Origin of the sequence: Alteromonas sp. S015 (assembly GCF_036864485.1) — a bacterium.
GTDB lineage: Bacteria > Pseudomonadota > Gammaproteobacteria > Enterobacterales > Alteromonadaceae > Alteromonas.
Genome location: NZ_JAZETO010000006.1, coordinates 65829 through 80922, shown reverse-complemented (window position 1 = coordinate 80922; position 15094 = coordinate 65829). Strand labels below are relative to the sequence as shown.

8 protein-coding genes are annotated in these 15094 nt (G+C 44.0%); all 8 read right to left on the bottom strand.

Features of this window, described 5'->3' with window-relative positions:
• Nucleotides 1-117: 117 nt before the first annotated feature.
• Nucleotides 118-1815, bottom strand: a complete 1698-nt coding sequence (locus tag V7R42_RS12495; RefSeq protein ID WP_334020587.1) for an alpha-amylase family glycosyl hydrolase — start codon at nucleotides 1813-1815, stop codon at nucleotides 118-120.
• Between the two features lies 1 nt (nucleotide 1816).
• Nucleotides 1817-3298, bottom strand: a complete 1482-nt coding sequence (locus V7R42_RS12490; RefSeq protein WP_334020586.1) for an MFS transporter — start codon at nucleotides 3296-3298, stop codon at nucleotides 1817-1819.
• A 38-nt stretch (nucleotides 3299-3336) separates the two neighbouring features.
• A complete protein-coding gene (locus V7R42_RS12485; RefSeq protein ID WP_334020585.1) occupies nucleotides 3337-5283 on the bottom strand; it encodes a glycoside hydrolase family 13 protein in 1947 nt (648 codons plus the stop codon).
• A 157-nt stretch (nucleotides 5284-5440) separates the two neighbouring features.
• Nucleotides 5441-7393 carry an alpha-amylase family glycosyl hydrolase gene (locus V7R42_RS12480; RefSeq protein ID WP_334020584.1) on the bottom strand — a complete coding sequence of 651 codons (1953 nt, stop codon included), beginning with the start codon at nucleotides 7391-7393 and terminating at the stop codon, nucleotides 5441-5443.
• A 124-nt stretch (nucleotides 7394-7517) separates the two neighbouring features.
• On the bottom strand, nucleotides 7518-8414 hold the full coding sequence (locus V7R42_RS12475) for a PEP-CTERM/exosortase system-associated acyltransferase (protein WP_334020583.1): 897 nt from the start codon (nucleotides 8412-8414) through the stop codon (nucleotides 7518-7520).
• Between the two features lie 92 nt (nucleotides 8415-8506).
• On the bottom strand, nucleotides 8507-9016 hold the full coding sequence (locus V7R42_RS12470) for an RNA methyltransferase (RefSeq protein WP_334020582.1): 510 nt from the start codon (nucleotides 9014-9016) through the stop codon (nucleotides 8507-8509).
• 696 nt (nucleotides 9017-9712) lie between these two features.
• Nucleotides 9713-10573 (bottom strand): patatin-like phospholipase family protein, encoded by an 861-nt coding sequence (locus V7R42_RS12465; RefSeq protein ID WP_334020581.1) that lies wholly within the window; start codon nucleotides 10571-10573, stop codon nucleotides 9713-9715.
• Nucleotides 10574-10738: 165 nt separating this feature from the next.
• Nucleotides 10739-15070: a pullulanase-type alpha-1,6-glucosidase gene (gene pulA / locus V7R42_RS12460; RefSeq protein ID WP_334020579.1), complete on the bottom strand. Its 4332-nt coding sequence runs from the start codon at nucleotides 15068-15070 to the stop codon at nucleotides 10739-10741.
• Nucleotides 15071-15094 lie beyond the last annotated feature (24 nt).

Below are 15094 nucleotides of genomic sequence, written 5' to 3'. Positions count from 1 at the left end.
TCGCAGATTACAGCACGCACCTAGCGCTGAAGCGAGAAAGTTTAAAGTGGCAATTAAAAAGCCCCGAGTGTTTTACTTTCGGGACTTTATTAATAATGCTTGTGAAAACAATGCGTTTTATTGACGTGCCAACTGGTGTTTAATTTGCGCGAGTAGCGCGTCGTTAATTATCTCGCCTTCACGCACCCATACCTGCACGCCATTTGGCTCAACCGTGGCAGTTAAAGCATTGCCTAGCATAACCCTTTGCGATTGACCAGATAATTGTTCGTTCCAATCGCCCGGTTGCATAAAGTTACTAACCTCAAACGATTCTGCCGCACTTCCCTTATTGAGCAATACCAGTGCAGTCTGTTGTGTGTCTGTGGTATCAATAACGCGATAAAACGCCGCACGGTGGCCATCAAGTTCAAGATTAACTTGAATACCGCGCTGTAACGCGACTGTGTTCTTACGTACATTGGCAATCTTTGTTAGCGCTTGTTGAATAGGATGTGTCTTCGCTTGCTCTAGGCGCGCTTGGCCAACATAGTTTCGATTGCCGGCATGTTCCGCCGTACCGCGCATGAAGCCAATTTCAGATCCCATGTATACAACTGGAATGCCTCTTACTGTAAATAACCAATTATGCGCATTAATAAAGCCGTCGTCAGTGGCATTAATTCGCGCCATATCGTGGTTATCGTAAAACGTGGTTAATTCATACGGATTACTATATGGGCCGTGTGTAAGGTGAAGCACCTTCTGTAAGTCGGCAAAATCACTTTGTAGTGGCTGTTCAAATACATTAACCATGGCCTTTTGCATAGGAAAGTCTAACACGCTAACGCCCCCATTTTTCTCTAACGTATGCTGCGCAATATTGTTAGCTTCGTAATCAAAGGCTTCGCCAAACATGAAAAAGTCAGGGTTTTGCTTGCGTATACGATCTGACGCTTCACGCCAAAATGCGTGAGGCACATGCCTGATTGTATCTATCCTAAATGCATCAGCACCTTGAGAAATCCAATACAAATAGCTGTTAATAAGATAATCGCGCACAGCTGGATTTTCATCATTGAGGTTAGAAAGCTTTACTAAATCCGGATAATTATGGAAAAAGCTATGAAGCGGGTTGTTTTCAGGGTCTAAGTCTTCAGGCGCTAAATTTTGATGGTCAGCAACCAGGTTGCCATCCATATCATATATTTCGCCGTAGCCAGGTAAGTCCTTTTCCATGGTGAAGCTTGGTGTGCCATGATTTGCCACAATATCAAACACAGATTTAAGGCCGTGTTGACGCATTTTCGCCGTATAGTCACTTACGCTTAAATTATCGCTAACCAAATGCTCGTCAGCTTTATAGAAATTTGTAGCCCAGTAGCCGTGGTAACCGGTTTTACCGCCGTCTTTAAATGCGCCGCCGTAGCTAATGGGTTCATCGCCGTTAAACGCATAGTCAGGGTTATCGTGAACCGGCGTCATCCATACCGCGGTAAATCCCATATCTTTAATGTAATCGGCGTTATTTAAAATACCTTGTAAATCTCCGCCCATGTAACCCACATACGCTTTTTTACCATCAGGGCCTTCTAACGGCAGTTGCCATGTGGGATGCTCGCCTCCCTGCTCTTCGTGATTGTTCGAAGGGTCGCCGTCTACAAAACGATCTGTCACAACAAAGTACACCGCTTCGCTAGCAAATGGCGCAGTGGTACCTACGATAGCGTGGTGGTTTTCTTGTATATCGTTAGATGAAGGAACAAATGTACTCGAGCAGGCTGAGCAAAACAGGCCAGCCAAAGTTAAAGCAACTGCGGTACGATTAAATGTCATATTAAGCTCCCTGCGCAACTTCAAGTTCTTGCTTGTCGGCTTCTTTTACGAAAAACACCGACACAGCGCCAATTAACATAGACACACCCGCAACGACGATAATGTATTTTGCGTCATTATCGAATACGCTACTTAAGATCCAACCCGCCGTTAGGCCAGACACAATTTGTGGCGCAGCAACGGTAAAATTGAAAATACCCATGTAAACGCCCGTTTTATTTGCAGGTAACGCGCCGGCTAGCATAGCGTAAGGCATAGCAAGAATAGCAGCCCACGCAATACCTACACCGATCATAGGAATTAACAGCTTTACTGCGCCCAGCGGTACTGTTACTTCAGTAATCAATAAGTTTACATTTACCATTGTCAGGTCTTGGAACAGCAAAAAGCTTACATAGCTTAGGCCACCTAGCGCTAAAGACGACGCGTACACAATTTTGCGGCCAAACTTATCAGCAAGTTTTGCTAAAAAGATGGAGAAAATAGCGGCGAACACCGAGTATGCAGCGAATAAGATGCCTACCCAGTCACCAGCGGCACCTTTAGCCATAATAATGGTTTCAGGCACCATGGGCGCTGCAGCAATATACGCTGGGTCAAACCACTGCTTATCGACATTCCAAACGTGCTGTGTAATTGCAGGTGTGGTATAAACCCACATAATAAAGAGCGCAAACCAAGAGAAAAACTGAACAACAGCCAACTGTTTCATCGTTTTTGGCATATCTTTCACTAAAGTGAAAAACTCACTTAAGCGTTGTCTAAGCGGTGCTTTTGGCGCTTTGACAGTTGTTTGTACTTCTTCAGTAAGACCTTTATAACGGTGGTATTCGTCTGGTGCGTATTCTTTGGTACGAAGTACTGTCCAAATGACCGTTCCAAGCAGTACGGTAGCGCCGATATAGAATGCCCACACAACAGAAGGTGCAACTTCACCCATTTGTGCCGTATTTTCTAGACCGATAACATTGGTTAATACAAATGGTAAAATAGAGCCGATAACCGCACCGATATTAATCAGTAGCGACTGAATCGAATAACCCACGTTACGTTGTGACGGCGGTACCATGTCAGACACCAATGAACGAAACGGTTGGAAACATACGTTAAACGATGCATCCATCAACGCAACCATTAATGCCCCCATAATCATAGGAGCTAAGAAGGCAACAAAAATGGGGGCATTCGGCAGTAAAATCATGCCCAGCACCGCAGCAATAGCCCCCGCCAGAATAAACGGACGACGACGACCTAATCGATTCCACGTTCTGTCAGATGCTGACCCAACAATTGGTTGAACGATTAACCCCATGATCGGCGCGACAAGCCAAAATAGAGATAGCGAGTGAAGATCAGCCCCTAAATCAGAAAGAATGCGGCTTACGTTTGCGTTTTGCAGTGCAAAGCCAAATTGAACACCTAGAAAGCCAAAGCTGACGTTCCATATTTGCCAGAAAGAAAGGCGTGGTTGAGTTGCTTGCATATTTTGCTCTATTTATTGTTTTACTATAATTAATACGGTTATTGAACGATGAAAACACTGGCTGACATTGCAGGTAAGTCCAAGGTATCCGTCGCCACAAAAGACTTTCCATCGCTCAGTCGCGTTAATGTCTGGTTGTTACTCAATACCTCTGCATACTTGCTGAAAGACAGTTTGACAGCCTTTTTGTTTAAAATGACCATGATTTTTTCGGACTGCGTAGTATTTGCCTTTCTGGCAGTGCCTACTTCATTCTTATCGGTTTCACGAATATAGGTATAAACCCCATTTTCAGGTGCATAATGCTTAAGCAGGCCTTTAAACTGTGAAGGATGCGATTGACGCAATTGAAGTAACGCTTTTATACGCTGCTGTGCCCAACGTTCGTCGTCCGTTAAGCCGTGGCCTGTAAACGCATTTTTATCACTATCTGAAGGCCACCCGCCTGGAAAGTCAGCGCGAATAATACCGTGGTCATCGCTGCCTTTATTGCCCATCAAAATCTCTGTGCCATAAAAGACTTGCGGAATACCGCGCGTAGTGAGTAATAGCGTCATTGCCATATTCCACTTGTTTTTATTGTGATCGAGCTGAGTAAAGATGCGACTCATGTCGTGATTATCAGGAAAGATCACTAGATTATTAGGGTCGCCATACAGGAAGTCAGTGGCTAAGGTTTCATATACGGAAATAAAACCAGAATTCCAACTTTCGTCGCTACTCAAGGCTTTAACTACAGCTGTTTGAAGCGGGAAGTCCATCACCGACGGTAATGCGCTATCGTAATCATCGTGGCGATGGCTACCTGCCTGCCAATACGCCGTAATTGCAGGGTTGACCGACCACTCTTCCCCTACTATATTGAAATTCGGATACTCATTCATTATTCGACTTGTCCATTGGCTCAAAAACGCCTTATCGGGATAAGAATAGGTATCCACACGTATCCCGCTAAGACCCGCGGTTTCTACCCACCATATCGCCTGCTGAATAAGGTAGTTGGCTAAATGGGGATTGCGCTGATTTAAGTCTGGCATGGTTGGTACAAACCAACCGTCACTAAACCCTTTGATATCGCTCGCTATGGCGTGAGGGTCGTGAAGCGCTGCGCGCTTGTGACTCGTGCCTATAAACTTACCGTTATTATTGATCCAGTCGTGTGACGGCGTATCTTTCATCCATAAATGGTTACTGCCAATATGGTTGAGTACCATATCCATTATTATACCGACACCCTTGTTTTTTGCTTCAGCACTTAACGCGATAAATTCGTCATTGGAACCAAACCTGGGATCTATTTTGTAGTAGTCTGTAGTGGAATAACCATGATAGCTATACTTGTCCATGGCATTTTCAAGCATGGGCATGGTCCAAATTTGGGTAAAGCCCATATCCCTAATGTAGTCTAAGCTATCTACGATACCTTGAATATCGCCACCGTGGCGCCCCCCCTTAAATGAGCGGTCAGCTGGGTCGCCATAACCCTCGACGTTATCATTTTCTTTTTTACCATTGGCAAATCGGTCGGGAGCGATAAGATAAATAGCATCGGCAGGCCCGAAGCCTTCTCGTGATGCTGAGCCTTGTGCTCGTTCCTTCAACTCATACGAGAAATCACGAATTGAACCATCGCTGTCAGTAAGCTTTATGACTAACTCTTGTGCACTTGCCTTCGAGGTATCTAGCGTTATAAAAAGATAATTTTCACTATCAAGGGCTTGGCTATGTTTAATAATCACATCGCCTTTCGCCACTGAAACAGTATCATCAGCAACATCATCGCCATAAATCATCAATTCAACGTTACTATTTTGCATACCTACCCACCAATTTGGCGGGTAAACTTCAATGCCTTTGTTTATTGAAGACTGAACTGAAAACACTGGGAATGTTGTGATACAGCCGATAAGCAGCGGAGTCGCGCACTGTTGCTTGAATGTTTTTATTCGGCTACCGGCATTAGTTACACTGTTACGTTTAAGCACTTCAACCCCATGTTAAAAATACGTTAAGTACAAGATGGTGATGAGATACTACCTTGCTAGGTCTATCTGACCAATGCTCTGCATACGTATTCACGAAACACCATGTAAAAAAACATGGTGTTTCGCGTTAACTAACAGTTTTAATGTAAAAAGAGGCTTAAAAGGCGAACACTTTGGTTTCGAGCCCTTCCATTGAAAACGATGCTTTGTAGTTAACACCATCTTTTTCCAGTGTTAAGGCTTGATGAGATAACAGAGGTTTCAGCGTGATGTTTTCGTTATCATCCCCTAAGACCTCAGATGGCACGCTAAATTTCACCAGCGCAGTAGGCTTATCGCTGAAGTTAGCCACTACCACAAAGCCATGGTCTTGTTTAGCACGAATGAAAGCAAACTGCTGCTCACTGTAGGCCGAATCTGATACATCAAGATTCAGCGCATGAAGGCTTTGGTATTTACCTGTAATTGCTGGGTTAGTGGCAGCAATTGCCATCACGTCTTTGTAGAAATTGTGGAGTTCTTTTTCTTCTTCGGTAGATTTCCCTGCATCAAATTTGCCTTCGTTCATAAAACGCTGATGGGCAGGAACGCCTACATAATCGAAAATTGACGTACGCGTCGGGTCTCCGAAACCTGTCTCTTCGCTACCGTCTTCACCCACATCTTGACCAAAATACAATAGCGTAGGCGAACTGCTGATAAGTGCACTTACTGCTAACGCTGGCTTGCCTTTTAAGGCGCTACCGGCGAAGTCAGGGTTGGCGATACGTTGCTCATCGTGATTTTCTAAAAAATGAAGCATATGCGGGGCGATATCACTGATTTCATTATGAGTAGCAACCAGTTGGCTAACGTCTCCATTACCCTGCATGATAGTTTTTAGTGTGTCGTAAAAGCCCACCTTATCGTAGAGGTAGTCCATTTTACCCTTGTGTATATACGCACGATATTTATCTGGCTGATAGACTTCTGCTAACAAGAATGCATCTGGCGCTTTTTGTTTAATACTGCTATTTAGAAACGACCAAAACTCTACCGGAACCATTTCAGCCATGTCGTAACGGAAGCCGTCAACGCCCTTGTCTATCCAATAATGCGCAATATCTCTGAATTTATACCACGAATCTGGAACGTCTTTGCCTGCCCAAAAAGCAGCATGTTCTTCAATAGTTTTGTCACTGTACGCTTCGGGTAAAATAGGAAAATCATAAGTACCATCTGGTTTAACACCATAATTCACTTTTACCGTTTCGTACCAATCGTTTATATCAGGCTGCGCCGCTCTTGCGCCATTCCCCGTCCATTTTGCAGGAAACTCATCAAACTTACCGTCTGCCAACGGGTGTGCTTCGCCACCCAAAGTTTGATAGTTATCAGCGGTGGGCACTTGAAAAGCTTCACCCACTACATAGTAAAAGTTGTTATCGCGGGCGTATTCAACAGACGTGTCGTCGTGCGCGCCGAAATCACTAACGCCTTCAGGTGCAGAAAGCGAATGGTAGTTACGGGCAACATGGTTAGGCACGATATCAATAATCACCTTCATTCCTGCCGCATGCGTTCTCGCTATTAACGCTTCGAACTCTTCGAGTCGTTTCGCAGGGTCATCAGCAAGGTCTGGGTTAACGTTATAGTAATCCTTCACTGCATAGGGAGACCCTGCTCGCCCTTTAACTACATCTGGATCATCATTTGAAATACCGTAATCTGTGTAGTCGTTAATCACTGCGTGATGCGGCACGCCGGTATACCAAACGTGGCTAGTTCCCAAAGACTTTATTGCTGTAAGTGCCTCTGGGGTAAAGTCGCTAAATTTACCTACGCCATTCTGTGAAATGGTGCCCCAAGGCTTATTGTTCGAATTTGTATTTCCAAAAAGTCGGGTGAAGACCTGATAGACCACAGGCTTTCCTTCCCTATCAGTCGTATTACTTAAGTTTGACGTACCGCCGCTCTGACCAAGCACTGAATGACTCGCCTCTTTGCTCACTGAATTTTGATTGTTCACAGAAGGTGATGGTTCTGAACACGCTATTACCCCCATTGAAAGCATAGCAACAGACAAAGGTTTAAGAGAGTAACGGAATAGGAAATTTGACATGATAATCATTGTGATAAACGTAAACTATGCCAATAGGATACGCGTTAACTGGATGTTAAAAAACATGCATACGTATTCAAACGTTAAAAAAAACCGCCTCATTAGGCGGCTTTGTATTTATTGTTGCAAGGCCTTACGCCGCATGAGCTATACGAAGTGGTTTCTGTGTATGTTGAATAGAGGGAACTGCCACATCGCCCATAGCCTGTAGTGCGCTATAAAGTTCTGTATGAATTTTTCTATGGAAACCTTTCAAAGGTTGAGCCAAATCTTCAAACAAAGTATGGGATGAGAGTCTATAAGGCACTCGTTTACCATTAAATTCAATAGCTTCACCAACCGGGCTGAAATGGATACCGAATGCCTTCATTCGTCTTGCTAATTTCGGTTCCATGAGAACGTATGCGTGCTTTACGTTTAAATGCAGACATACACTTGTTGCCATCAAATAAAGCGCAATTGAAAGATATGGAAAATGCTCTACGTTAAATGGGACATTTTTCTTCTGTTTAACTTTTTCTATTTTTTCAGCGGGTAGAATTTTAGAACGTAACTGTCGCAATCTAAATTCTCTTGGTATTGCAAGACGAGAAATTTCACAAACACTTTGTGGCGACAAATTTGAAGGTAGCAACGTACCATCCCCAATAACCTCGGCACATTTTTCTTCTAGTGGTAATGCCAGACCGGCTTCAGTTGGCATGACCAACCTGATCGTGCCTGCACACTCTCCTGTTGGCAAATGCTTGATGTAGCAATTTATCGCGCGATCATCGAACTTATCTTTTTCTAATGACGTAGCATTTTTCTGTTCAAAGTTCATTTCCTCACAATACACTTTATGCCGTGTTTTATAACTCACCTGCTTTTCGCTTTCTTCGTTAGCAATCACAAGTTCGTAACGGCTAAAGAAGAAATTAGAAATACTCTCTTCAAGTGAAAAACGACGAGGCAAGACCCTAGAAAATGTTTGTGGTAGTCGACCCAGTTTGTTAGACACTGCGCCATTAAGCGCTCGAACTGCGCTCATTGTTCTCATCTTCAACGCAAAGCTCCCCTAATTTACTTTATTATTAGGCTTGTGGGTAACTTCCTGTTCGCAACGACAGCCTTAGTTAATTACTATTTAATCTTAGTTTTATTATTCGTATCTCTACTTTGTCTGATAAGTGCATCGCCACTTACATAATCAGACTTTGATAGGCGGTCATACAGCAGCACATTCGCTGTAGCCGCTAAGTTCATGCATGAATAAGTAGGTACATAGACAACATGGTCACACCAGGACAAAATCTCGTCACCAATACTGCCATCTTCAGGACCTAACAAGTAAAACGCATTATTTGGGTGCTCGAATATAGGAAGAGGCGTAGCACCTTCTACCAATTCAACCGCAACAACAGACGCACCTTCAGGCACAGCCTCTTTTAAATCGTCGACGCCAATGGTCGGTATGACTTTATGGAATGCCTTAGTATCTGCATTAAAATCTTTAGCAAATCGATATCTCTGACCAGTATAAAAAACACTGGCCACACCATAGCAACCTGCAGCTCGCAGTATAGAAGCAACATTCACCGGATTTTTTGGGTTTACTAACCCAATTGAAACTTTCTGATTCGCAATTTGCACGTTTAAATTTATGTTTATTTTAGTTTTTGTTTGATATTACCACGGTGCTAGACAGGTTAGCGTAAACTAACAATTAGTATGATTATATTTGTCTAAAAGTCACAAGCACCTAATTCACACTGTAACACTGCGAGTTGGCTTTGGTCTTAATTTGCTGACTTAAAACATAGTAAATTATAATTTTTATTTTTTAACAACGTGTGACAGTTTGGTCATTTTCTCACGCCCTACTTTAAACAGGAGCTAAAATTGAAAAAATGAACCTTCATCAACTTTCGTTGCGCTAAAAAAACATTATTAAATGCGATTCTTTCAACAAGATGTTCAGCAAGATGCAGACCAATCGAATGAAAATATTGCACATTTCCTGCAAAGTTTACATACATTTTTTCGTAAACTAGAAAAATGTTATTTCTTTCAAGTTGTTAACCAAGAAGAAAACATGGCAATTTTTTCAAAAAAGGGTAAAAATCACAGCGATAAATTAAGAGCAAATGACCATTTATGACACCGTCACCAGGAGTGAAATCAATAAGACAAGGCTAAACTGTTGCGAATTTGTGACACTGTAACCCATTGAATTATAATCTTTTCTTATAAGCAAAAGAAAAGCTTGGCAATAAACCAAGCTTCATACTGCTTTTGTTGCGATTTGCATACAGGCTTTATGCAGAGAGGGGAAGATCAGTCTAACAATTAAGCGGTTTTACGTTGTTTTTCCATTGCGTTTTCGGAACAACCTTTTAGATAACGTCTTGCCATGCGTCTTCCCTGCCCGTAGCCCCGCAACAACTTCTTCTTGTCCATAGTTAGACGCTTAACACAAAAAGCTTTATCAGGGGCAATTACGTGAATGGAACAATCACTAGGAGGGTTGTTAAGAAAATCTAGCGTATCGTTGTAGATTGCAGCTCGCTGCAACATTTTCTCCAAAAGCGCAGGCTGACTACCATACATCTTCTGCATCAGCCATACAGACTTTACTTCTGGTTTTGTAAACCCTAACGGTTGAGAAAGGATGACCGTAATATCCTTCGCCCCCATTTTATATGCTTGAATAGCAGGTATTGCATCAGCCACGCCCCCATCCAAGTATCGCGTGCCGTTGATTGAAATTTCGTCGCGGTATGCAGTTGGCAACGCACAAGACGCGACCATTAAATCATCTACATTATCTTTAGTGGCTTGTATATATTCACACTCACCCGACTCTGCATTAGTAATACCCACATAAAGTGGCATGCTACTTTTCTCGCCTGGCGCAGGAATATTCATGGACTGTTTAGAGTGATGCCACAGCCAGTGGACATCAGTCATGTGCCCCCCTTTTATAAAGCGAAGTGGGCTAAAAAATTCCCTCTTGGTAGCATATTGCGTGATGATGGTTTTACTTAACCCGTGCATTTTCGACACATAGGTTGAAAGATTTGTTGCCCCGGCTGAAACACCAATCGCAAAATCAAACGAATGGTAGTCGTGCTCCATGAACTTATCTAGCACGCCTGCTGCAAAAACTCCGCGCATCGCGCCACCTTCAACAACAAGTGCACTTTTCATTTTCATCTCCTTTTGAATCAATTTACCGCTCTGGTATGACCTCTTCAAGTAGGGTCATACTACATCGGAATCAAGAGATGTGCCAAATACAAAAAAACCGCGTACTAAAGCGCGGTTTTTGAAATTTTTTGTTTTTGAAATTGACCTGACTAGGGCCAATCGCACTTACTTTTTCGTAACCGTTAACGCAGGCGCGTTACCATCAGGCCCTGACACCTTGAACTCATATAGTCCAGACTCCGCAACATCAATCATCAAATTATTGTTACTCGCGCCAAGTATTTTCGGCTCGCTAGGCGTTACTACGTTGCTTGCTGCGTCGTTTGGGTTACCGAGGTTTACCGACGACCAGTCTTCAGAAGCGACTTTGAATTCAACACTACCAGCGCTTAACTCAATATCAACGCTATAAACACTATCTCCTTGATATTCAAAAAGGTCGACCGCTCCCCAGCCATTCATGCCACCACGGATATAGACTTGAGTGTCGCCCCAAAACGCTTCTTTAAATACACCAATGGTTGGTGCATCTATATCAGTTACGTTGAATACGAACACATAGCGATCTGCTGTTTCAATGTTCAAGATAAGGTTATCGTTAGTTGCAGCGAGACCTAGAGTTTGACTTGGAGCCAGGTTTCGATCCGCGTCATCAGCTGAGAATGCACCAAAATTCACGGTATTCCAGTCTTCTGAAGCCACTTTAAATTCGTAAGTACCTGGCTCAATATCACGAGCGAAGGTGTAAATGCGCCCGCCTTGGTACACCAACTCCTCATCTGTCCCCCAACCGTTCATTGCACCACGAAGATACACCGGTGTACCAACATAGGGCTCTTCGTTTTCGACCATTAAGATTGGTGCTTCACTGTCAGTGGCGTCGACGGTAAACAGATATGTAGCGCTAATGGAAGGAGTAAAGGACAAGTTAGTATTAGTACGTGCCAGAACCTTATCTTCACCCGCTATTACTGTATTTTCTTCACCATCTACTGCGCCAAAGTTCACCGTGCTCCAATCTTCAGATGCGAATTTGAATCCATATGTAACACCACCTTCAAGCACAGCAGTAGTGGTATAAATACCGTCACCTTGATAGGTAAATGCATCATCCGTTGACCAGCCGTTCATGTCTCCACGGAGGTAAGCAACGGTATCACCGTAAGGCACAACATCAGGCGCACCCGACGTAGCAAACGCTGAAAGACCATAACCTTGGGCTCCAGACTGTGGTTTTACGAACACAGCAATGGTGAGCGCAGGAACGGTAAAGGTTCCATTACCATCTTCACCTTCTACAAATGTGGCGCCGCGTACCGCAGCATCGACAGAATTCATTTGTGTGGCGTGAAGCGAAAAGCCTGTTGCTGTGTTTACCGTGATAGACTTCTCTTCATATCCCGTATTCACTAGCACCATAATCGCATCATTCATGATGTCTAAGTCTTGTCGAGACGTATCGCTATTTTCCGATACGCCGTCATCAATACTCATCGCAATAAGGCCACGCTGCTGGCGCTCACCGATATTATGGAAACCAATACGATCGATAATGTCTTCAGCGGTGGTCAATCGAAACAATGGGCTTGTCATACGAATGTTTAGCAACTCTGCAAACACATCAGAGGCAAACATAATATCTGACGTTGATACTGCGCGATCAGGGCTGTAGATAAAGTTGCCCATCTCTTCCCATTTTGCTTCATTTACTGACGCAAGTGGTAACCCTACGTTCCAGTTATTAGTTTCATAAGTGAAATCAACATAATTGAACCAATCCCCAGAGTCATAGGTGTCTCTGTCCATTGATTTAGAGCGAAGCATGTCGCCGCCCATCTGTAAAAATGGAATGCCCTGAGACACAAGGTTGATACCCATGGCCACATTTTGGGCACGTACCCGCTGTTCTAGAGTAATATCTTGTGGAAGCGTATAGTTTAATTGGTCCCAGAGTGTTTCATTATCGTGCTTTGACACATAGTTAATAATATCGGCAGGATCTTCAGCGTAGCCCCCTAGGTTACTGGTTGCGCCTGCACTTCCTGAAGACGTTTCTAAAACATAGTCTTTCAATGTGCCTATCATGCCCATTTTTACACGGTCTTGCGCGCTCAATAGCCCATCATCTTCCGGTCTGAAAATAGCCCCCTGACGAATAGCCTCACGAATACGGTCGTTAAAAGTACCAATCTCAGTGCCAGCCATATTGAGCTGGTTCGCTTGCTCGTAACCGCGGTCTATTCTCGTCCAACCTTCACCGTAAAAATAGTTGTCAGCATCAATAGCTTGGACTGCGTCACGCAAGCGTACCATAGAATCTTTTGTGGCTTGGCTCATGATATCGAAACGGAAAGCATCATACTTATAGTGTTCAGTCCACATAAGCAACGAATCTTTCATGAACTTTTCCATCATGACATTGCGAGGTTCAGTGTCATCGCAGCAGGTTTCGCGCACTATATCCCCAGTATCCACCTCGTAACGATGGTAATAACCCGGTACTGCTTTGTCTAGAACAGACTTGTTGAAAACACCCGATGCATTGGTATGGTTGTAAACAACGTCTAATGCAACTCGAAGCCCCATCTCGTGAAGTGCTTGGATCATGGCGCGCATTTCCACAATGCGTTCTACACCCTCTGCACTCGACGCATAGCTACCTTCCGGCGCGTTAAAGTGATGAGGATCATAGCCCCAGTTAAATGTATCTAGACTGCGTAAATCATTAGTCAACTGCTGTGCTTTACCCGCTTGAGATAAAGGATCGTAACCGTTGTAAACGTCAATTAGCAGTGCATCAGCGCTTTCTTCTTCACATACAGCAGCATTGCTATTTAAGCGACACAGTTTGCCTACCGTATCGTATAAATCTACCGTTTTTGTCGGATCCTCATCGATGGTTGCAATGTCATTTGCTGGAAGTATATGGAAATAGGTAAGCCCTGCTTCTACAAGCTTTTTAAGGTGTGCAACCGGTGCCGTGTTCTCTTCAGTAAAGGCAAGGTATTTGCCTCTATTTTCTTCAGACGTAGACATATCACGTACACTGAAGTCACGTATGTGGCCTTCATAAATAACCGCATCTTCATAATTTTCTACCGTCGGAATGGTGTGAGTATCCCACCCTTCAGGTTTTAAATCATCGTCGGCTAGATTTACAAAGCGAGAGAAACGGCCGTTTGTGGTTAATGATGCAGAATATGGGTCTGTTACAAGCAGTGTCTCTATTTTGCCCGTAATAGGATGATAAACAGTAACTTCATAACGATAAAGCTGACGGTCAAGCGACATATCACCTTCGTAGCGCCAAACCCCTGAGGTATCGTCACGAACCATTTCAATACGCTGATTTAATGTCTTGTTGTCGTTATAAAGTAAAAGGTCGACATTCGAAGCAGTAGGCGCCCAAAGCGCAGCGGTAATACCCGCGTCTGTGTAAATGCCGCCAAGGTGTGCTTCGTCGGCATCGTCTTCCCCTAAGGTGTACAGGGCATCAATAGCATTAGCTAATTGGATGCCTGTTGCTGCTACAAGCGCACCATCAGCATCATAACCCCCTACTACTGCTTGTGTCGTCAATACCGTTTTGGCATCTTCAACAGTCCAGCCGCCTTCCCATGCTTGCTTGCCAGACAGGTGAGGCGCTCGGGTAGTTTGCTCCTCGGTAAGTGTTGTACTCATTAACGATACCTGAGTGCCGTTGATCCCCTCTTCCAGCGTGCTCTCTAAGTCGGCCTGCGCTGAATAGTGAAGCTTTACTTCAGAAACGGTGTCAGGTACGTCCCATATAATAGTGTTTTTATCTAGCCAATGCGCACCAAAGCCCTCTATATCAACAGGTTGAGGGCCAAGCGACATAATAGGAAACTCAAATATAGTTGGCTCGCCAGAAAGGGTAAAATTCATCCGTACAAATGTGTCGTCATTTTGCACTAGCGAACCTTGGAAGTCACCGCCTCCCATTTCTTTACCAGCGTCATCAGTACCTTTGTGAATAATGAAATTGTGGCAGCTACCGTACCCTTCTTTAAGATCTAAAATCCAATATGCTCCATAGTTTGGATCGATGCCGCTATGAATGCGTCCATTGGCCCAATCCGTGTCTGCGTCGGCATAGGCATCACATTCATCATTGTTCCACGTATGCAGTCTCCACCCTTCATAACTGATATCATTACTAGAATTATCCGCATCCACTGCCGCGCGATTATAGTAAAGCACAGCTTGGTTAGGCGACGGGGTAAAAACGGGGGCAGGTAAACTTGGGTCAGCACCAGCTACGCAAGCATCATTGGCTTCATTAGGAACAAGCGGCGCTTCACATTGGATGGGTGGTGGTGGTACACAGGCCGTACCTGCTGCATTAGGTACATTCGGGACCTCACAGGTCAAGAGGTCATTAGTGCCTGACTCAACACCCGAGCCTCCACAACCTACAAGTGTGTATACGCCTACCAGGAGCAACGCAGCACGCACTACTCTTTTTTTAGTAAACATAGAATTCTCCTGAAAATTTTCGCT

Coding starts and splice junctions, on each gene's coding strand:
- V7R42_RS12490 (WP_334020586.1), bottom strand. CDS start 3,298: ATGCAAGCAACTCAACCACGCCTTTCTTTCTGGCAAATATGGAACGTC.
- V7R42_RS12475 (WP_334020583.1), bottom strand. CDS start 8,414: ATGAGCGCAGTTCGAGCGCTTAATGGCGCAGTGTCTAACAAACTGGGT.
- V7R42_RS12480 (WP_334020584.1), bottom strand. CDS start 7,393: ATGATTATCATGTCAAATTTCCTATTCCGTTACTCTCTTAAACCTTTG.
- V7R42_RS12495 (WP_334020587.1), bottom strand. CDS start 1,815: ATGACATTTAATCGTACCGCAGTTGCTTTAACTTTGGCTGGCCTGTTT.
- pulA (WP_334020579.1), bottom strand. CDS start 15,070: ATGTTTACTAAAAAAAGAGTAGTGCGTGCTGCGTTGCTCCTGGTAGGC.
- V7R42_RS12465 (WP_334020581.1), bottom strand. CDS start 10,573: ATGAAAAGTGCACTTGTTGTTGAAGGTGGCGCGATGCGCGGAGTTTTT.